This is a genomic window from Rhodopseudomonas sp. B29, assembly GCF_000333455.1.
Classification (GTDB): domain Bacteria; phylum Pseudomonadota; class Alphaproteobacteria; order Rhizobiales; family Xanthobacteraceae; genus Rhodopseudomonas.
Genome location: NZ_BADD01000183.1, coordinates 1 through 18641, shown reverse-complemented (window position 1 = coordinate 18641; position 18641 = coordinate 1). Strand labels below are relative to the sequence as shown.

General features: G+C 65.4%; 15 protein-coding genes and 2 pseudogenes. 11 read left to right on the top strand and 6 right to left on the bottom strand.

Annotated elements, in window-relative coordinates; translation table 11 throughout:
* Positions 1 to 299: 299 nt before the first annotated feature.
* On the bottom strand, positions 300 to 809 hold the full coding sequence (locus tag I5M_RS06690; RefSeq protein ID WP_031335638.1) for a GcrA family cell cycle regulator: 510 nt from the start codon (positions 807 to 809) through the stop codon (positions 300 to 302).
* A gap of 460 nt (positions 810 to 1269) precedes the next feature.
* Between I5M_RS06690 and I5M_RS06685 the strand changes: the two genes are divergently transcribed.
* The gene (locus I5M_RS06685) at positions 1270 to 2499 is read left to right on the top strand and encodes an aspartate aminotransferase family protein (protein ID WP_031335636.1); all 1230 of its coding nucleotides are present in this window, start codon (positions 1270 to 1272) and stop codon (positions 2497 to 2499) included.
* The gene (gene argF, locus I5M_RS06680) at positions 2499 to 3449 is read left to right on the top strand and encodes an ornithine carbamoyltransferase (protein ID WP_022720690.1); all 951 of its coding nucleotides are present in this window, start codon (positions 2499 to 2501) and stop codon (positions 3447 to 3449) included. The genes I5M_RS06685 and argF overlap by 1 nt, the downstream gene beginning before the upstream one ends.
* Before the next feature lie 35 nt (positions 3450 to 3484).
* Here argF and I5M_RS06675 read toward each other — a convergent pair whose 3' ends face one another.
* The 3 genes from I5M_RS06675 to cysD all read right to left on the bottom strand — a co-directional run bounded on the left by I5M_RS06675 (position 3485) and on the right by cysD (position 7571).
* A complete protein-coding gene (locus I5M_RS06675) occupies positions 3485 to 4591 on the bottom strand; it encodes an IS110 family transposase (RefSeq protein WP_244431945.1) in 1107 nt (368 codons plus the stop codon).
* A 240-nt stretch (positions 4592 to 4831) separates the two neighbouring features.
* Positions 4832 to 6748: an adenylyl-sulfate kinase gene (gene cysC / locus I5M_RS06665; RefSeq protein WP_031335634.1), complete on the bottom strand. Its 1917-nt coding sequence runs from the start codon at positions 6746 to 6748 to the stop codon at positions 4832 to 4834.
* A gap of 28 nt (positions 6749 to 6776) precedes the next feature.
* On the bottom strand, positions 6777 to 7571 hold the full coding sequence (gene cysD, locus I5M_RS06660; RefSeq protein ID WP_199900023.1) for a sulfate adenylyltransferase subunit CysD: 795 nt from the start codon (positions 7569 to 7571) through the stop codon (positions 6777 to 6779).
* A gap of 346 nt (positions 7572 to 7917) precedes the next feature.
* Here cysD and I5M_RS29285 point away from each other — a divergent pair.
* The 9 genes and pseudogenes from I5M_RS29285 to I5M_RS06615 all read left to right on the top strand — a co-directional run bounded on the left by I5M_RS29285 (position 7918) and on the right by I5M_RS06615 (position 17422).
* Positions 7918 to 8669: pseudogene (locus tag I5M_RS29285) on the top strand (phosphoadenylyl-sulfate reductase).
* A 125-nt stretch (positions 8670 to 8794) separates the two neighbouring features.
* A complete protein-coding gene (locus I5M_RS06650) occupies positions 8795 to 9784 on the top strand; it encodes a sulfate ABC transporter substrate-binding protein (protein ID WP_022720685.1) in 990 nt (329 codons plus the stop codon).
* Positions 9785 to 10053: 269 nt separating this feature from the next.
* Positions 10054 to 10890: a sulfate ABC transporter permease subunit CysT gene (cysT, locus tag I5M_RS06645; protein ID WP_022720684.1), complete on the top strand. Its 837-nt coding sequence runs from the start codon at positions 10054 to 10056 to the stop codon at positions 10888 to 10890.
* A 4-nt stretch (positions 10891 to 10894) separates the two neighbouring features.
* On the top strand, positions 10895 to 11809 hold the full coding sequence (cysW, locus tag I5M_RS06640; RefSeq protein WP_022720683.1) for a sulfate ABC transporter permease subunit CysW: 915 nt from the start codon (positions 10895 to 10897) through the stop codon (positions 11807 to 11809).
* The gene (locus tag I5M_RS06635; protein ID WP_022720682.1) at positions 11799 to 12845 is read left to right on the top strand and encodes a sulfate/molybdate ABC transporter ATP-binding protein; all 1047 of its coding nucleotides are present in this window, start codon (positions 11799 to 11801) and stop codon (positions 12843 to 12845) included. The genes cysW and I5M_RS06635 overlap by 11 nt, the downstream gene beginning before the upstream one ends.
* A gap of 246 nt (positions 12846 to 13091) precedes the next feature.
* Positions 13092 to 14162: an ABC transporter ATP-binding protein gene (locus I5M_RS06630; RefSeq protein ID WP_022720681.1), complete on the top strand. Its 1071-nt coding sequence runs from the start codon at positions 13092 to 13094 to the stop codon at positions 14160 to 14162.
* Positions 14163 to 14208: 46 nt separating this feature from the next.
* Complete coding sequence (locus I5M_RS06625) at positions 14209 to 15495, top strand: ABC transporter substrate-binding protein (RefSeq protein ID WP_022720680.1); 1287 nt, start codon at positions 14209 to 14211, stop codon at positions 15493 to 15495.
* A gap of 201 nt (positions 15496 to 15696) precedes the next feature.
* On the top strand, positions 15697 to 16590 hold the full coding sequence (locus I5M_RS06620) for a carbohydrate ABC transporter permease (protein WP_022720679.1): 894 nt from the start codon (positions 15697 to 15699) through the stop codon (positions 16588 to 16590).
* Between the two features lie 7 nt (positions 16591 to 16597).
* Positions 16598 to 17422, top strand: a complete 825-nt coding sequence (locus tag I5M_RS06615; RefSeq protein ID WP_022720678.1) for a carbohydrate ABC transporter permease — start codon at positions 16598 to 16600, stop codon at positions 17420 to 17422.
* 3 nt (positions 17423 to 17425) lie between these two features.
* Here the strand turns inward: I5M_RS06615 and I5M_RS06610 are convergent, their stop codons facing one another.
* On the bottom strand, positions 17426 to 18025 hold the full coding sequence (locus tag I5M_RS06610) for a cytochrome c (protein ID WP_031335627.1): 600 nt from the start codon (positions 18023 to 18025) through the stop codon (positions 17426 to 17428).
* Between the two features lie 230 nt (positions 18026 to 18255).
* Positions 18256 to 18641 (bottom strand): annotated as a pseudogene (locus I5M_RS06605) (PQQ-dependent sugar dehydrogenase); the annotation flags it as partial.

The window sequence follows — 18641 nt, the reverse complement described above, 5'->3', positions numbered from 1 at the left end:
GCGAGCGTGCCCCGGCCGCGAGTCCGACTGCTTCGGCGCTGTCGCGTGGGCACGGCGCTCCGCGCCTTTGCCCACCCTACGTAGTACTTACGCAGCCAGCCGCACATCACCACCGTCATCCTCCGCGAAAGCGGAGGATCCAGTATGCCAGGGCTGATCTGAGGAAGTGGGGGCGCACTAATTGGCGCTCTGGGATACTGGGTCGCCCGGTCGAGCCGGGCGATGACGGCTTCGAACGGAGCGCCACTATGCGCTAGGGCGGCTACGCACTGCTGCTGCTGCCGCCAAGCCGCGCCTTCTTACCTTGTGGTCTTCGGCGCCGAGCGGCGGCGGTCGCCGACGGGCTGGTAGGCGATGCGCGAGTGATGGGCGCAGTAGGGCAGGCCGGGCAGCGATTTGCCGCCGCAGAAGAAGAATTCCGGATTGCTCGGATCGCCGATCGGCCAGTGGCAGGTGGCCTCGTTGAGTTCCAGCAGCGACAGCCGCTGGTTCATCGGCACCACGTTGTCGTAGGCGACCGGATCCGGCACCGCTTCGACCTCGAACACCTGCGCCAGCGCGGTGTTGCCACGCGCCACCGGACGCGTCACCCGCATCATATGCTGGGCCGGCCGGGCCTTGCGGGGCCGCGGCGCCGCCGACGTTGGGCTCTTGGCGCGGCCCGACAGGCCCAGCCGATGCACCTTCCCGATCACCGCGTTCCGGGTCACGTTGCCAAGTTCGGCGGCGATCTGACTCGCCGACAGCCCGCCTTCCCAAAGCTTCTTGAGCTGCTCGACGCGCTCATCGGTCCAGGTCAATGCCGTCATCGTCTTATCCCTTCTCTGCCGCCGGCCCGGCCAGCGCCGTGAGCCCGCGGCTGTGAGGTCGTCAAAATCTCCAAGCGGCAGAATCCCTTAGCCCTCGCCGGCCGACTCTCGTCGACCGGGCGTTACGCACTACTTTGCGGACTCGAAGTGGATTACCAACCGCGCACGAGATGTCGTACCCGACAGGCAAAAAGCTACAATATGGCGTGACTCACGCGCAAGAGTCGGACATGGTGCGTCCACACCTTCTCGGTTAAGTGAGTCCGGACAGTCACAGCTTTTATCGCTGGAACGCCGATTTCTGTCCGTCGAACCGCCGGTTGACAGTGCGTCCCGCGCACTTAGAATGCCTGCACGTGCCGCCTGGAAAGGCGGCACGTTTCGTTTCCGGGGTACGTTGGTCCGGCGTCGCACGTCCTGCAGCCGGCCGGCGGCCCGCTTTTTTCCGATCGGATCGGCCATGTCCAGCAGCGCAGTTTCGTCCCAGAGCGCAACGACGTCTCATCTTCTCCCGGTATTCGCCCGAGCGGATGTTGCCTTCGAGCGCGGCGAAGGCGTGTGGCTGCACGGCACCGACGGCCAGCGTTATCTGGATTTCACCAGCGGCGTCGCCGTCAATGCGCTCGGCCATTGCCATCCGCATCTGGTCGAAGCCTTGCAGCAGCAGGCGACCAAACTGTGGCACATGTCCAACCTGTTCAAGAGCCCGGACGGCGAGCGCCTCGCCGCGCGGCTGTGTGAGCAGAGCTTTGCCGACTACGTGTTCTTCTGCAATTCCGGCGCCGAGGCGATGGAATGCGCGCTGAAGATGGCGCGGCACTATCACTTCTCCAAAGGCCATCCCGAGCGCACCCGGATCATCACCTTCGAGGGCGCGTTCCACGGCCGCACGCTCGGCACGCTGGCGGCAACCGGCGCCGCCAAGTATCTGGAAGGCTACGGCGAGCCGCTCAGCGGCTTCGACCAGCTGCCGCTCGGCGATCTCGACGCCGTGAAGAAAGCCATCGGCCCGAACACCGCCGCGATCCTGATCGAGCCGCTGCAGGGTGAAGGCGGCGTGCGGGCTCCCGAAGTCGCGTTCTTCCGCGCCCTCCGCGAACTGTGCGATCAGCACGGCCTGCTGCTGATCTTCGACGAGGTGCAGACCGGCATGGGCCGCACCGGCGAACTGTTCGCCTACAAACGCCTCGGCGTCACGCCGGACCTGATGTCGCTCGCCAAGGCGCTCGGCGGCGGCTTCCCGATCGGCGCGTGCCTGGCGAGCGCCGAGGCGGCGGCCGGCATGGCGCCGGGGTCGCACGGCTCGACCTTCGGCGGCAATCCGCTGGCGATCGCGGCCGGCAATGCGGTGCTCGACGTGATGCTGAAACCGGGCTTCTTCGATCACGTCAAACGCATGTCGCTGCTGCTCAAGCAGAAACTCGCCGGCGTGGTCGATCGTTTCCCCAAGGTCGTCAGCGAAGTCCGCGGCGAAGGCTTGCTGCTCGGCCTCAAGGCGGTGGTGCCCGCGGGCGATCTGATGGCGGCGCTGCGTGCCGAGAAGCTGCTGACGGTGGCGGCCGGCGACAACGTCGTGCGGCTGCTGCCGCCCTTGATCGTCAGCGAAGCTGAGATTGAAGACGCGGTGACGCGGCTCGAGCGCGCCTGCACGGCCCTCGCTGGCCAGGGCGCGCAGCGGGAGGCGGTGTGATGAGCAAGCAGAACGGCAGCCTCTCGAACAGTACGCCGCGGCACTTCCTCGAACTCAACGAGTTGCCGGCCTCGGAACTCCGCGCCATGCTGAGCGCGGCAGGCGCCATGAAGGCCAAGATCAAATCCGGCGAGCTCGCCGACAGGCCGCTCACCGGCAAGACGCTGGCGATGATCTTCGACAAGCCGTCGACCCGCACGCGCGTGTCGTTCGACGTCGGCATGCGCCAGCTCGGCGGCGAGTCGATCATGCTGACCGGCCAGGAGATGCAGCTCGGCCGCGGCGAGACGATCTCCGACACCGCCAAGGTGCTGTCGCGCTTCGTCGATATCATCATGATCCGTATCCTCAATCACGACGCGCTGCTCGAACTCGCCGCCAACGCCACCGTTCCGGTGATCAACGGCCTGACCCGCAAGTCGCATCCCTGCCAGGTGATGGCCGACGTGATGACGTTCGAGGAGCACCGCGGCCCGATCAAGGGCGCGACCGTGGCCTGGACCGGCGACGACAACAACGTGCTGGCGTCGTTCGCCCACGCCGCGCAGCGCTTCGAGTTCAAGCTCAACATCGCCACCCCGCCGCAGCTCGCCCCCAACAAGGCGCTGCGCGATTGGATCAAGTCGAGCGGTGCGGCGATCACCATCGGCACCGATCCGGAAGAAGCCGTGCGCGGCGCCGATTGCGTCGTCACCGACACCTGGGTGTCGATGGGCGACAAGGACGGCGAGCATCGCCACAATCTGCTCAAGCCCTATCAGGTCAATGCCAAGCTGATGTCGCTGGCGAGCAAAGACGCGATCTTCATGCACTGCCTTCCGGCGCATCGCGGCGAGGAAGTCACCGACGACATCATCGACGGCCCGCAATCGGTGGTGTTCGACGAAGCCGAAAACCGCCTGCACGCGCAGAAGGGCATTCTGGCGTGGTGTCTGGGGGCGGTGGGGTAGTTGGCTGCTCACGCGCCGACACCCCGTAGCAACCATTAAAGCGCGATAGGGTTTTCCACCCATGGGGAGCCGCGCTGGACGACGGTGTTGGCGTAGATGAGAAGCTTGCGAGCACAGGCGACGAGGACGTAGTTGTGTGCATGGCCTCGAGCTCTGTGATGGGCGTAAAAAGCGCACAGGGCCTTGTTCCAGCGGAAGGAGGCCGGCAGCGCTGCGGCGAACAGCGAGCGCCGTAAGCGGGCTCGGCCGCCGCCGATATGGCGCTCTCCCTTGTGCTTGCCGCTTTCATCGTCGAACGGCGCCAGGCCGGCGAGAGCCGCGGCCTTTTCTCGGCTGATTTGGCCGAGTTCGGGCATGCGGATGATCAGTGCCAGTGCCGTCCGCTCACCGATGCCGGGGACGCTGAGCACGAGATCGAGACGCTGCGCCAGATCGGCATGTTGGCGCAATTGGCCGGCAATTCTTGCGAGCTCGGCGAGCCGTCGCGCCTTCAGCCGATCGATGTCACCCAGGACCAGCCGCCGCCGCCGTGGCTCGTCGATATGTTCGAGCCGGGTCTTGAGCCGGGCGATGTCTTCTTCGATCTGCTCGACGAACGTCAGGTGATCCGCCAGATCCGTCAGTCTTTCGTCCGCTTCGATCGACCGAGGCTCCAGCAGCGCCGTGCAGGCAGCGATCAGCACGGCATCCAGGGCGTCGTTCTTGGCGCGACGTAGATGCAACCGGGCGAAGTTCTTGACCTGGATCGGCTGCAGCACCAGGACGACGAAGCCTTCGGCCCGCAAATGCCTGACCACGCCGCGTTCGTAGCCGCCAGTGGCTTCGATACCAACTTTGGTGACGCCGGCCTCGGTCAGATCGACGGCCAATCGCCGCCATCCCGCCGCAGCATTCGCAACCCGCCATCGCTGCTCTCGGCCATGAACGGCTACGTCGAGCTTATCCTTGGCCGTATCGATGCCGGCCGTCCCTGTGTTAGTCTTCGTCATCTTCGTCGACCCCTGCCTTGTGAAGCGAACCAACTTGTTCCGGCAACCATCCGGGTCCGATGAAGGTGCTGGCGCGATCAAGCTACGGGGCAGCCAAGAGCGGCTCAGGGCGGATACGATCCGATCGCCAGCCGCTCTGCCGCGGATGGCCATCCGCGGCAGAGCATTCCTTTCGGAACACCCGACGATAATCGATTTCGCTATTACAAGGGCGGATAAGCGAAGCGCCATCCGCCATGACGCCGAGTTTTCGGCGAGACGGTTCGGCGGATGACGCCTTCGGCTTATCCGCCCTACGATTTGCATCCGCCGTCGAGCGTCGTGCCTCTTCCAGTTCCGCGTCATCCCCCGCATGCGCAGGGGATGACCGTCTCCTGATGGCGACTTACTGCCTCAAATATGCGCCGCTAGATCGACCACTTCACCGATCAGAACGCCGCTACCCGCCAGCATCGTCTCGATCGCGTCCGCCGAGGCGGCGACGTTCTGCTTGGTGGTGTCGATTGCGAGTTCGGCGTCCGCCGGCGGCTGGTAGTCGTTGCCGATGCCGGTGAAGTTCGCCAGCGTGCCGGCGCGGGCTTTGGCGTAGTGGCCTTTGGGGTCGCGCTGCTCGCAGATTTCGGCCGGCGTCGCGACGTAGATCTCGCGGAAGCGGTCGCCGACGATGGCGCGGGCGGCGGCGCGATCGGCCGCGGCCGGCGACACCGCGGCGACGATGGCGACGTGGCCGTTGGCAGCGAGATGCGCGGCGATCTCGGCGAGGCGGCGGATGTTCTCGGCGCGATCTTCCGGCGTGAAGCCGAGGTCGCGATTGAGGCCGGCGCGCAGCGTGTCGCCGTCGAGCAGGATCGGCGAACCGCCGCGGTCGAACAGCCGCCGCTCCAGCGCTTTCGCCAAAGTCGATTTGCCCGAGCCCGGCAGGCCGGTGAACCACACCACCGCGCCGCCATGGCGATAACGCGCGGCGCGTTCCTCCGCCGATAACGCAGATTCCACGGGGACGATATCGGCGGTGGCGGCCCGTTGGCCGCTGTCGACGCTCAGCACCAGACCGCCGCCGGCGATGCGGCCGCCGACCTCGATCACCAGCCGGCCGGTCTTGGGATTGTCGCTCGCCGGATCGGCCGCCACCGGCTGCGCCAGCGACAGGTCGATCTCGCCGACATGGTTGCGCTTGATTTCGCTCGCCGCCTCGCTGGCGAGATCGCCGGGATCGACCGCCTTCTCGATCGCCACCACGGTGGCGCGGGTCTCGCGGGTGCCGACGCGCACCAAGAGCGAAGCGCCGGCGGTGAGCGGCTGATCGTGCAGCCAGAACACCCGCGCGCGCAGCCGCCTTGTATCGCGCGGCGCGGCGCCGACATGGCCGATGACGTCGCCGCGCTCGACGAACAGCTCGCGGTCGAGTGTGATGCCGACCGAGCGGCCGGCGCCCTGCGGTCCGCTCACCGGGGTGATCGGCCAGCTCTCAACGGTCTTGATCTTGGCGATCTTGCCCGCCGGCATGATGACGATGTCGTCACCCGCCTGCAGCCTTCCGGCCTCGATGCGGCCCGCGACGATGCGGCGGTCGTCGAACTTGTAGATCGCCTGCACCGGCAGGCGCAGCGGCAACAGATCGAGCGGCTGCGACGGCGTCAGCGCGTCGAGCGCCTCGACCACGGTCGGACCTTTGTACCAGCGAATGTTGTCGGTGCGTTCGGCGACGCCGTCGCCGTCGCGCGCGGAAATCGGAATGACGGCGGTGGGCGTGACGCCGAGCGAGGTCAGATGCGCGGTGATCTCATCGCTGATCGCGGTGAAGCGATCGGCTGAGAAATCGACGCGGTCCATCTTGTTGACCACGACCGCGATCTGCTTGATGCCGAGCAGCTGCAACAGATAGCCATGCCGCCGCGTCTGGTCGCGCACGCCTTCGAGCGCGTCGATGATCAGCACGGCGGCGTCGGCCTGCGATGCGCCGGTGATCATGTTGCGCAAAAATTCCGCGTGGCCGGGCGCGTCGATCAGCACGATGTCGCGCGAATGGGTGCGGAAGCTGATCTGCGTGGTGTCGATGGTGATGCCCTGGTCGCGTTCGGTCTGCAGCGCGTCGAGCAAGAACGACCACTCGAACGGCATGCCGCGCCGCGCGCTGACGGCTTTGAGCATCTCCAGCTTGCCGTCCGGCAGCGAGCCGGTTTCGTGCAACAGGCGGCCGACCAGCGTCGACTTGCCGTGGTCGACATGGCCGACGATGACGATGCGGACCAGCGGCCGCGTGGTGCCGTTGGGCGTGGTGAGGGAGGCGGGCGAAACCGCGATGGTCATGACGTCGCTCATTTCTTCGTAGAACTAATTACAGATAGCCGGCGACGCGCAGACGCTCGAAGGCGTCCTCGGTCTCGTGGTCGAGCGCGCGGCCGGCGCGCTCCGGCACCTTGGTGGTCTCGAGTTCGAGCAGGATCTCGTCGATCGACGATGCGTTCGACGCGACCGGGAAGGTGATGTCCTGATCGCCGAGCGAGCGATAGCGCTTGCCGTCTTTCGCCAAGTACAACGGGATGATCGGGATGCCTTCGCGCTTGGTGTAGGCCCAGATGTCGGCCTCGGTCCAATGCAGGATCGGGTGGATACGCAAGTGAGCGCCGGGCGGCGGCGAGGCGTTGAACTGATCCCAGAATTCCGGCGGCTGATCGCGCACGTCCCAGCCGCCTTCCGTGCCGCGCGGCGAGAATACGCGCTCCTTGGCGCGGGTTGCTTCCTCGTCGCGGCGAATGCCGGCGATCAGTCCGTCGAAGCCGTATTTGGCGAGCGCCATCTTCAGGCCTTCGGTCTTGCGCGCCGCAGAGCGCGCCGCCGGCGGCAAAGTCGGATCGACGCTGTCGATCGGCGGGCAGGGATCGACGCGCAGATCGAGGTCCCACTCTTTGGCGTAGTGTTCGCGGAAGGCGTACATCTCGGGAAATTTCTTGCCGGTGTCGACGTGAAGCGCCGGGAACGGCACCTTGCCGAAGAAGGCCTTGCGGGCCAGCCAGATCATCACATTGGAGTCTTTGCCGAGCGACCACAGCAGCGCCAGCTTCTTCAGCCGCGCGAAGCCTTCGCGCAGGATGTAGATGCTCTGCGCTTCCAGCGCGTCGAGGTGATCCATCGGACGGAGCTGATCGTGCAGCTCCGGGAGCGGGGCATCGATCGGCTGGTGAGCGACGGCAGTGCGGGCGGCGAGGGTCATCAACAAAGCTCCGATCCGGATCGCTCCGGATGATTTCACTGCGGCCGCAGCGGTGGTCAGTTACTCCGAGAGAACAAACACGCTCCGGCGGCCGCGTCTGATGGATAGAATTTCCACGTTCGAAGCTGGCCGTAGGAAGAATAATTTTCTACGATATCAGCTTGCGTGATACTTAAATAGAAAATACTTCTAGTCAATGCTTCGGCTGGCGAATGCGGCAATCACCGCAGCTTTAGGCGGCCAACTAATCGAAAGTCACTGTGCGATGAGTGATCAGACCCAAACGCTTCCCCAGCCGACGCCGAACGGCGTCGCGCCGAGCGATGTGGAAGCGCGCGCGCAGGAGTTGGCGGACGCGTTACGCGCGGCCTCGCCCGCCGAGATCATCGCTGCTGGCTTGCGCGAGTTCGGCCGCGAACGGCTTGCGCTGGTGTCGTCGTTCGGCACCGAGTCGGCGGCACTGCTCAAAGTCATGGCCGATGTCGATCCGGCTATCCCGGTGATCTTCCTCGATACCGGCTGGCTGTTCGACGAGACGCTGGCCTATCGCGACACGCTGATCGATCAGCTCGGCCTGACGGACGTCCGCTCGATCAAGCCACTCGATGCCGATCTCGAACGCGACGACCCAGCGCGCGAGTTGTGGTTCTCCGATCCGGACAAATGCTGCCTTATCCGCAAAGTCGAGCCGCTGCGCCGCGCGCTGGCGCCGTTCGATGCCTGGATCAACGGGCGCAAGCGTTTTCAGGGCGGCGCCCGCGCCGAACTCGCCGCGGTGGAAGCCGACGGCGCGCGGCTGAAGTTCAATCCGTTCGCCAACGTGTCGCGCGAAGAGATCGCCGCGATCTACACGCTGGCCGAGTTGCCGCCGCATCCGCTGGTCGCATCTGGCTTCGTCTCGGTCGGCTGCATGCCGTGTACCAGCCGCGCCGAAGCTGGTGAGGACGATCCACGCGCCGGACGCTGGCGCGGCCGCGCCAAGACGGAATGCGGCATCACACCATGAAGACTTCGTAGCAGATTAGTTTCGCAACACCATGAACAATGAAAGGCGGTTTCGTTGACTTGAAGGGCTTTGTTCGTGACCCTCGCGCCTCCGCCGCAGACGACAACGACGTCACTCGGTAAATGGAGAATTTTCGATGCTTCGCCGCTTTTTCCTTCTGGTCGCCGGCCTGCTTATAGCAACGTCTGCTCACGCCGCCGACATATCGCTGCTCAACGTGTCGTATGATCCGACCCGCGAGCTTTATGGCGACTTCAACAAGTCGTTCGCGGCCGCCTATGAAAAGGAAACGGGTAACAAGGTCACGATCAAGCAGTCGCACGGCGGCTCCGGCGCGCAGGCGCGGAGCGTGATCGACGGCCTGCAGGCCGACGTGGTCACGCTGGCGCTGGCCTACGACATCGACGCCATCGCCAATAAGGGGCTGCTCGCCAAGGACTGGCAGAAGCTGCTGCCGCAGAATTCCTCGCCCTATGCGTCGACGATCGTGTTCCTGGTGCGCAAGGGCAATCCCAAGGGTATCAAGGATTGGGACGATCTGCTCAAGCCCGGCGTCAGCGTGATTACGCCGAACCCGAAGACGTCGGGCGGCGCGCGCTGGAATTATCTCGCGGCCTGGGGCTACGCGCTGAAGAAGTCGGGCAACCCGGAAGGTGCGCAGGAGTTCGTCGCCAAACTCTACAAGCAGGTGCCGGTGCTCGATACCGGTGCGCGCGGCTCGACTGTCACCTTCGTCGAGCGCGGTGTCGGCGACGTGCTGCTCGCCTGGGAAAACGAAGCCTATCTGGCGGTGAAGGAATTCGGCGCCGACAAGTTCGAGATCGTGGCCCCGTCGGTGTCGATCCTGGCCGAGCCGCCGGTCGCGGTCGTCGATAGCGTCGTCGACAGGAAGGGCACCCGCGCCGTTGCCGAAGCCTACCTCAAGTATCTTTATACCAAGGACGGTCAGGAAATCGCCGCACGCAACTTCTATCGTCCGCGCGATCCGGACGTCGCCAAGAAGTATGAGAATTCGTTCGCCAAGGTCGAGCTGTTCACGATCGACGATGTGTTCGGCGGCTGGACCAAGGCTCAGAAGGAACATTTCGCCGACGGCGGCGTGTTCGATCGGATTTATAAGAACTAAGCGAGAGGTCGCGGTTCGACTGGAGTTGTGAGCAAGATGCGTCGCAGAGCTGACAACGCGCTCCCTCTCCCCGCGTGCGGGGAGAGGGGTGGGGTGAGGGGGCGTATCCACGAGTCTGAGCCGCTCGGCCACGTCGAGGCGCCCCCTCACCCGACAGACTTCGCTGCGCTCAGTCAGTCGACCTCTCCCCGCACGCGGGGAGAGGTTAGCGCACGTTGCGCGGCTTCCTTTGTCGAGACACGAAGTCTTCAGTCTGGACAGGTGGCGCCGTGAGCACGCTATCCCGCAAGCGCTCCTTGCCCGGGTTCGGCCTCACCATGGGGCTGACGATCCTGTGGCTGTCGTTGATGATCCTGATCCCGCTGGCCGGTCTGTTCGTGAAGACCGCCGAGCTGTCGCCTTCGGCGTTCTGGGCGACGGTGACGGCACCGCGGACGCTGCACGCGCTCCAGGTGTCGTTCGGTCTCGCCTTCGCGGCTGCCTGTATCAACCTCGTCGCCGGGCTCGTCATCGTCTGGGCGCTGGTGCGCTATCGCTTTCCCGGCCGCCGCATCTTCGATGCCGTCGTCGACATCCCGTTCGCGCTGCCGACCGCGGTCGCCGGCATCGCGCTGACCACGTTGTTCGCCCAGAAAGGTTGGCTCGGCGCACCGCTGGCCGCGCTCGGCATCAAGGTGGCGTTCACGCCGCTCGGCATCTTCATCGCCATGATCTTCATCGGCATCCCGTTTGTGGTGCGCACCGTGCAGCCTGTGCTGATCGATCTCGACGTTGAACTTGAAGAGGCCGCCGAATGCCTTGGTGCGTCGCGCTGGCAGACCATCCGCCGCGTCATCCTGCCGTCGCTGGCGCCGGCGGTGCTGACCGGCTTCGCGCTGGCTTTCGCCCGCGCGGTCGGCGAATACGGCTCGGTGATCTTCATCGCCGGCAATCTGCCCAACGTCTCGGAGATCGCGCCGCTGCTGATCGTCATCCGGCTGTCGGAGTTCCGCTACGCCGACGCCACCGCGATCGCGGTGGTGATGCTGATCTTCTCCTTCATCATCATCTTCATCCTGAACCGGCTGCAGCATTGGGCGCAGACACGGTCGCTGGCGGCGGCGTAAGCTCATGACCATGGTGGCAACCACTCCGCTCCGACGATCAGGCCGCGATGTCGCGGTGCCGGCGCTTGACGCGGGGGCCGGGCGCCGCGCCGCGCACACCGAGCCGGCCTGGGTGCGGCTCGTGATCATCGGCTTCGCCATCGCTTTTTTGACGGTCTTCGTCGGACTGCCGCTGATCCTGGTGTTCTCCGAGGCGCTGTCGAAGGGGATTGCGTTCTATCTGTCGGCGCTGGCGGATTCCGAGGCGCTTGCCGCCATTCAACTGACGTTGATCGCGGCGGGCATCTCGGTGGGTCTCAATCTGGTGTTCGGCGTCATCGCCGCCTGGGCCATCGCCAAGTTCGACTTCCCCGGCAAGACGCTGCTGATCACGCTGATCGATCTGCCGTTCTCGGTGTCTCCGGTGATCTCCGGTCTGGTGTTCGTGCTGCTGTTCGGCGCGCAGGGCTGGTTCGGGCCGTGGCTGATGGCGCACGGCGTGCAGATCCTGTTCGCGGTGCCGGCGATCGTGCTGGCGACGACCTTCGTGACTTTCCCGTTCGTGGCCCGCGAACTGATCCCGTTGATGCAGGAGCAGGGACAGCAGGAAGAGGAAGCCGCGATCTCGCTCGGCGCCGGCGGCTGGACCACGTTCTGGCGCGTTACGCTGCCCAACATCAAATGGGGCCTGCTCTACGGTGTGCTGCTCTGCAACGCCCGCGCCATGGGCGAATTCGGCGCCGTGTCGGTGGTCTCCGGCCATATCCGCGGCGAGACCAACACCATGCCGCTGCTGGTCGAAATTCTCTACAACGAGTACCAGATGGTGGCCGCGTTTGCGGTCGCTTCGCTGCTGGCGCTGCTCGCTCTGGTAACGCTGATCGCCAAGACCGTGCTCGAAGGCCGGATCGAACAAGGGCTGCAACACCATGACCATTGAAGTCCGCAACATCGTCAAACAGTTCGGCAGCTTCCGTGCGCTCGACAATGTCGATCTGCGGGTCGAGACCGGCGAGTTGATGGCGTTGCTCGGCCCGTCCGGTTCCGGCAAGACCACGCTGCTGCGCATCATCGCCGGGCTCGACTGGCCGGATAGCGGCTCGGTCGCGTTCGACGGCGAGGACGCGCTGGCCCGCGGCGCCGCCGAGCGCCATGTCGGCTTCGTGTTCCAGCACTACGCGCTGTTCCGCCACATGAGCGTGTTCGAGAACGTCGCGTTCGGCCTGCGCGTGCAGCCCCGGAAGATCCGCAAGACCGAAGTCGAGATCAAGAAGCGGGTCGGCGACCTCTTGGATCTCGTCCAGCTCGGCTGGCTGGCCGATCGCTATCCGAGCCAGCTCTCCGGCGGCCAGCGCCAGCGCATCGCGCTCGCCCGCGCGCTCGCCATCGAGCCGCGCATCCTTCTGCTCGACGAGCCGTTCGGAGCGCTCGACGCCAAGGTCCGCAAGGAACTACGCGCCTGGCTGCGCAATCTGCACGAGGAGATTCACGTCACCTCGATCTTCGTCACGCACGATCAGGAGGAGGCGCTCGAAGTCGCCAACCGCGTCGTGGTGATGGACAGGGGCAAGATCGAGCAGATCGGCTCGCCCGGCGACGTCTACGAGCACCCGGCGTCGGCCTTCGTGCACAGCTTCATCGGCGAGTCGATCGTGCTGCCGGTGGACGTGCAAGGCGGCACGGTGCGGCTCGGTGAGCGCCGGCTTGATCTCGTCGCGCCGGCCTCGGCATCCGGCCCGTCGAAGCTGTTCGTGCGCCGCCACGACGTCACCGTCGGGCCCTCGGGCTCGGGCGTGTTCGAAGGGGCCGTCAAGGCCGTTCGCGCCTTCGGCCCGATGCAGCGCGCCGATGTCGTGCTGAGCAACGGGCATGGTGACACGCTGATCGAAATCGATGCCCCGCGCGATCACTCGCTCAAGGTCGGCGACCGCGTCGGCCTGCAGCCGCAGCGCTATCGGATTTTCGCGGACGCTTAGCACTGAGTCCTCATCCTGAGGAGCCGCGGCGTAGCCCGCAGGCGGAGCCGGGGCGTCTCGAAGGATGAGGCCACGGGTGCTTGCGGCCCATGGTTCGAGACGCCCGGCTTCGCTGCGCGACGCCGGGCTCCTCACCATGAGGTTTTGCCAATGGCGGGCGCTCCAACGCGCCCGCGCGCTGTCACATAACTTTTGCAAAACATTCTTATCCAGAGCCGGACGGTAACTCCTGTCCGGTTCTGACTCATGCATAGCGTCGACGTTCGGTCGATATCCAAGACATTCGGCGATGCGAAAGCCGTCGACGACGTGTCGTTCTCGGCCAGGAGCGGAGAGCTTGTCGTGCTGCTCGGGCCGTCGGGCTGCGGCAAATCCACACTGCTGCGGATGATTGCGGGGCTCGAGGAGCCGAGCAGCGGCTCGATCGAGATCGAAGGCCGTGACGTCCGCGGGCTCACCGGCGCGGCGCGCGGCGTCGCCATGGTGTTTCAATCCTACGCGCTGTTTCCTCATCTCACCGTCGCCGACAACATCACTTTCGGGCTGTCGGTGCGCGGCGTTGCCAAATCCGAGATGGCGCATCGGCTCGACCGTGTCGTCGCGCTACTCGGGCTCGAGAAGCTTTTGGCGCGCAAGCCGGCGCAGCTCTCCGGCGGCCAGCAGCAGCGCGTCGCGCTCGGCCGGGCGCTGATCGCCGAGGCGCCGGTGTGTCTGCTCGACGAGCCGCTGTCCAATCTCGACGCCCAACTGCGCTTGGAACTGCGCCGCGAGATCCGCGCGCTGCAGCAGCGGCTCGGCATCACCATGATTTATGTGACGCACGATCAGTCCGAGGCGATGAGCATGGCCGATCAGGTGATCCTGATGCGTGCCGGCAAGATCGAGCAGCATGGTTCGCCGGCGGAACTTTACGGCTGCCCGGCGTCGCTGTTCACCGCGCGGTTCATCGGCTCGTCGCCGATGAACCTGATCGATCTCGACGACGGCCCGCACGGTGCCGTGGCGGCGGGCGGCGACGGCGCGGTGCTGCTGCGCGGTTCCGGCCGTGGCCGCGTGCTCGGGCTGCGCCCCGAGGATATCGATCTGCACCACGAGGGCGGCGACGGGCGTTTTCACGCCACTGTCACCGCGGTCGAATATCTCGGGGCCGAGGCCGTCGTGACTTGCATGATGGGGGAACGCCCTGTGCACGCCCGCACCCGCGGCGACGGCGCGCCGCCGGTCGGTGCCCGCGTCGGGCTGCGCTGGGACGCGGCGGCCGGGCATCTGTTCGAAGCCGACAGCGGACGCCGCCTGCCTCTCGAAGCCTTTGCCTAGTGGCTCCGTCGCCACGCTCACAATCACCAAGGGAGACTACTTCACCATGAACATGATCGCACGGCTCACCGCCGCCGCGTCGCTCACCGTCTCCGCGCTCGGCCTTTCGGCCGCATCGGCGACCGAGATCACCTTCTACTATCCGGTCGCGGTCGGCGGACCGATCACCAAGATCGTCGACGGCTACGCCGCCGAATTCACCAAGGCGCATCCCGATATCACTATCAAGCCGGTCTACACCGGCAGCTATCAGGACTCGCTGGTCAAGGCGATGACCGCTGCCAAGGCCGGCAACGCGCCCGACGTCGCCATCCTGCTGTCGACCGACATGTTTACGCTGATCGACAACGACATGATCGAGCCGATCGAGACGTTGGCGAAGTCCGAAGCCGATCAGGACTGGCTGAAGTCGTTCTACCCGGCGTTCATGGAGAACAGCCAGTCGGGCGGCCACACCTGGGGCATCCCGTTCCAGCGCTCGACCATCGTGCAATACTGGAACAAGGACGCCTTCAAGGCCGCCGGCCTCGATCCGGACAAGGCGCCGCAGAGCTGGGACGAGATGGTCGACTTCGGCAAGAAGCTGACCAAGCGCGATGCGTCGGGCGCGGTGACGCAGTGGGGTCTGGAGATTCCGTCGTCGGGCTTTCCGTATTGGCTGTTTCAGGCACTGACGACGCAGAACGGCGCGATCCTCGCCAACGCCGAAGGCACCAAGGTCGCCTATGACGATCCGAAGGTCGTCGAGGCGCTGCAGTTCTTCGCCGATCTTTCGCAGAAGCACGACGTGATGCCCAAGGGCATCATCGAGTGGGGCACCACCCCGAAGGATTTCTTCGAGGGCAAGACCGCGATGATCTGGACCACCACCGGCAATCTCACCAACGTCCGCACCAACGCCAAATTCGCCTTCGGCGTCGCGGCACTGCCCAAGCACGTGCGCGGCGGCTCGCCGACCGGCGGCGGCAACATCTACATCTTCAAGACCGGCGACAAGGCAAAGGCCGCCGCGGCGCTGGAATTCGCCCGCTTCCTGACGACGCCGGAGCGCGCCGCCGATTGGGGCATCGCCACCGGCTACGTCGCGACTCGTCCTGACGCCTGGCAGACCGAGGCGATGAAGAAGTATGTCGAGGGCTTCCCGGCCGCCGCCGTGGCCCGCGATCAGCTCAAGGAGGCCGTCGCCGAGCTGTCGACCCACGACAACCAGCGCGTCACCAAGGCGCTGAACGACGCGCTGCAGGCGGTGCTGACCGGGACCAAGACCGCCAAGCCGGCGCTGGATCAGGCACAGGCCGAAGCGACGCGGATTCTGTCGGCGTACAAGAACTGAGCACGATGAGTCCGCCGGCCGGAGCCACAGCTTCGGCCGGCGCGCCAAATGTCTTCTCTCCAGATAGTCGCCTGCCTATCCCCGTCATTGCGAGCGAAGCGAAGCAATCCAGCTTCACTGCAAGGAGCTGGATTGCTTCGTCGCTTCGCTCCTCGCAATGACGACTGAATTGGATACCGAGGAGCCGACCGGATTTCTGCATTGTCCACGATCACGCGCCGGCACCCGCTGAACATTCACATCCAGGGCTGGCTGCTGGCGTTGCCGGCGATCGTGCTGCTGCTGGCATTCACGCATCTGCCGGGCATCGCCACCATCATCGACAGTTTCTACGCCACGCCGGTCGGCAAGCGGCCGGCGGCGTTCGTAGGCCTCGCGCAATACCAGACGCTGCTCGCCGACCCCATCGCATGGCTGGCGCTGCGCAATAATCTCCTGATGGCGCTGATCACCGTGCCGTTGTCGATCGGACTTGCGCTGGCGATGGCGCTGTGGGTGGCGGGCAAAATCCGCGGCCGCGCCGCGCTGCGGCTGGCGTTCTTCACGCCCACCATCCTGCCGATGGTCGCCGCGGCCAATATCTGGATCTTCTTCTACACGCCCGATTACGGCCTCTTGAACCAGATCATCCGCGTGCTCGGCTTCTCCAGCCACAACTGGCTCGGCGATCCGGCGACCGCGCTGCCGGCGCTGATGGCGGTGACGGTGTGGAAGGAAGCCGGCTTCTTCATGGTGTTCTATCTGGCTGCGCTGCAGCAGGTGCCGCCGGTGCTGTACGAGGCGGCGCGGATGGAGAATGCCGGCCGCTGGAAGGTATTTCGCCGGATCACCTGGCCGCTGGTGATGCCGACGACTCTGTTCGTCGCCGTCAACGCGCTGATCAACGCCTTCCGCGTGGTCGACCAAGTGATCGCCATGACGGGCGGCGGCCCCAACAATGCGACCACGCTGCTGCTGTTCTACATCTATCAGGTCGGCTTCAGCTTCTGGGACACCGGCTATGCCGCGGCGTTGTCGGCGGTGCTGCTGGCGCTGCTCGGCCTGATCTCGCTGCTGCAGTTCCGGCTGATGGGCCGCAACGTGCACTACCGATGAGCGGCGCATGAGCACACGCACAACGGACCGCCTGTTCGACTTCATCACCACGACGGCAGCGTGGCTGTTCGCGCTGCTGTGGGCGCTGCCGCTGCTCTACGCGATCTGGGCGGCGTTTCACCCGGCGGCGTTCGCGACGCTGTTCGATCTGTCGGCGCCGCTGACGCTCGACAACTTCACCCGCGCCTGGGCGGCGGCGCCGTTCGCGCGCTACTTCCTCAACACCGTGCTGCTCGTGCTCGGCATCATGATCGGCCAGTTCGTGATCTGCACGCTGGCGGCGTTCGGCCTGGCGCGCTGGAAGCTGTTCGGCGGCGACGTGCTGTTCGCGCTGATCCTGGTGCAGCTGATGGTCACGCCCGACGTGCTGATCATGGAGAACTATCGCAGCCTGCAGAAGCTCGGCCTGATCGATACGCTGACCGGCGTCGGGCTGCCTTATATCGCCTCGGCGTTTGGCATCTTTCTGCTGCGCCAGACCTTCAAGTCGATCCCCAAGGAGCTCGACGACGCCGCGCGGATGGAAGGCGCCTCGACGCTGCAGACGATCTGGCGGGTGTATCTGCCGCTGGCGCGGCCGGTCTATGTCGCTTACGGCCTCGTCTCGATCAGCTATCACTGGAACAACTTCCTGTGGCCGCTGATCGTCACCAATTCGACCGAGACCCGGCCGCTCACTGTCGGCCTGCAGGTGTTCGCCTCGGTCGATCAGGGCATCGACTGGTCGGTGATCTGCGCCGCCGCGCTGATGACCTCGGCGCCGCTGATGATCGCTTTCCTGCTGTTCCAGCGCGCTTTCATTCAGAGCTTCTTGCGCGCCGGCATCCGGTGAGGTTCACTTCGCCGGCAGATAGGCCAGGAAGTGCGCCAGCGCGTAGATCTCCTCTTCGCTGAGCGGGTAGGCGACGTCCGCCATCGCCGCCATGGCGCCGCCGGAGCGCTGGCCGGATTTGAATTCGTTCAGCGCCTTCACCAGATATTCCTCGCGCTGGCCGGCGAGTCGCGCCACGGCCTTGGTGCCCGCATAGCTGTCGGTATGGCACGAGGCGCAGCGCCGGCCGACCGCGGCCTCGGCGCCCTTGCGCGACAGCTCGGGTTTGTCGTCGATTTTGTCGTTCTTCATCGGCGGCAGCGAGGCGAAGTAAGCACCGAGGTTGCGAATATCCTCGTTGGTCAGCTCGTCGACGATAGGCTTCATATTGGCGTTCTGCCGCGTGCCGCTGCGGAAAAACACCAGCTGCCATTGGATGAACTGGTCGGGCTGCCCGGCCAGCGACGGCGTGTACTCCATCTCCGAGATGCCATTCTCGCCGTGGCACCCGGCGCACATCTCGGCCTTGGCCTTGCCGGCCTCGAGATCGGCGGCGTGGAGCGAAGAGACGCCGCTTAGCAGGCTTAGCGCAATGACGATCAACGCCGCGGGGAGGCGAGTCATGCAAGGTTCTCTCTGTTGCGTCAGAGTTATCGTTAGAGTTCGTCATTCCGGGATTCGTCCCGGTCGGCGTAGCCGGCCGGGACGAAGGCCCGGAATCCATAGCCGCTGTGCTCGCGGTGGAGTACGTCGGCGGTGGTCGTGCCTAACAACGAGCACAGGGATTATGGATTCCGGGTTCGCGAGCTTCGCTCGCGCCCCGGAATGACGAAACGTGAGGTGGTACACTCAGCTCACTTCGAGTAGCTGATTCGGTAGATCGCTCCGGCCCAGTCGTCGGCGACCAGGATGGATCCGTCCTTGGCCTGCACGATGTCGGCGGGGCGGCCGAGGTAGCCTTGGTCGCCTTCGATCCAGCCGTCGGCGAAGACTTCCTGCTTGGCGTTCTTGCCGTCCGGATCGGCGGTGACTTTCATGATCCGGCCGCCTTGATACTTGTGCCGGTTCCAAGACCCGTGTTCGGCGATCAGGATGGTGTTCTTGTAGTCGGCGGGGAATTGGTCGCCGGTGTAGAACTTCATGCCGAGCGGAGCGACGTGGGCGCCGAGGTTGAGCACCGGTGGGGTGAACCTCGGAACACTTGTGGCCCATGGCGAATTTCGGGTCCGGCAGTCGCCCT

Bases quoted from the DNA above. Each gene is read 5' to 3' on its own strand.
- I5M_RS06690 (WP_031335638.1), bottom strand. From the start codon at position 809: ATGACGGCATTGACCTGGACCGATGAGCGCGTCGAGCAGCTCAAGAAG.
- I5M_RS06650 (WP_022720685.1), top strand. From the start codon at position 8,795: ATGCTTCGCCGCTTTTTCCTTCTGGTCGCCGGCCTGCTTATAGCAACG.
- cysD (WP_199900023.1), bottom strand. From the start codon at position 7,571: ATGGATCACCTCGACGCGCTGGAAGCGCAGAGCATCTACATCCTGCGC.
- I5M_RS06630 (WP_022720681.1), top strand. From the start codon at position 13,092: ATGCATAGCGTCGACGTTCGGTCGATATCCAAGACATTCGGCGATGCG.
- cysC (WP_031335634.1), bottom strand. From the start codon at position 6,748: ATGACCATCGCGGTTTCGCCCGCCTCCCTCACCACGCCCAACGGCACC.
- cysW (WP_022720683.1), top strand. From the start codon at position 10,895: ATGACCATGGTGGCAACCACTCCGCTCCGACGATCAGGCCGCGATGTC.
- I5M_RS06685 (WP_031335636.1), top strand. From the start codon at position 1,270: ATGTCCAGCAGCGCAGTTTCGTCCCAGAGCGCAACGACGTCTCATCTT.
- I5M_RS06635 (WP_022720682.1), top strand. From the start codon at position 11,799: ATGACCATTGAAGTCCGCAACATCGTCAAACAGTTCGGCAGCTTCCGT.
- argF (WP_022720690.1), top strand. From the start codon at position 2,499: ATGAGCAAGCAGAACGGCAGCCTCTCGAACAGTACGCCGCGGCACTTC.
- I5M_RS06675 (WP_244431945.1), bottom strand. From the start codon at position 4,591: ATGGCCATCCGCGGCAGAGCGGCTGGCGATCGGATCGTATCCGCCCTG.
- I5M_RS06625 (WP_022720680.1), top strand. From the start codon at position 14,209: ATGAACATGATCGCACGGCTCACCGCCGCCGCGTCGCTCACCGTCTCC.
- I5M_RS06615 (WP_022720678.1), top strand. From the start codon at position 16,598: ATGAGCACACGCACAACGGACCGCCTGTTCGACTTCATCACCACGACG.
- I5M_RS06610 (WP_031335627.1), bottom strand. From the start codon at position 18,025: ATGACTCGCCTCCCCGCGGCGTTGATCGTCATTGCGCTAAGCCTGCTA.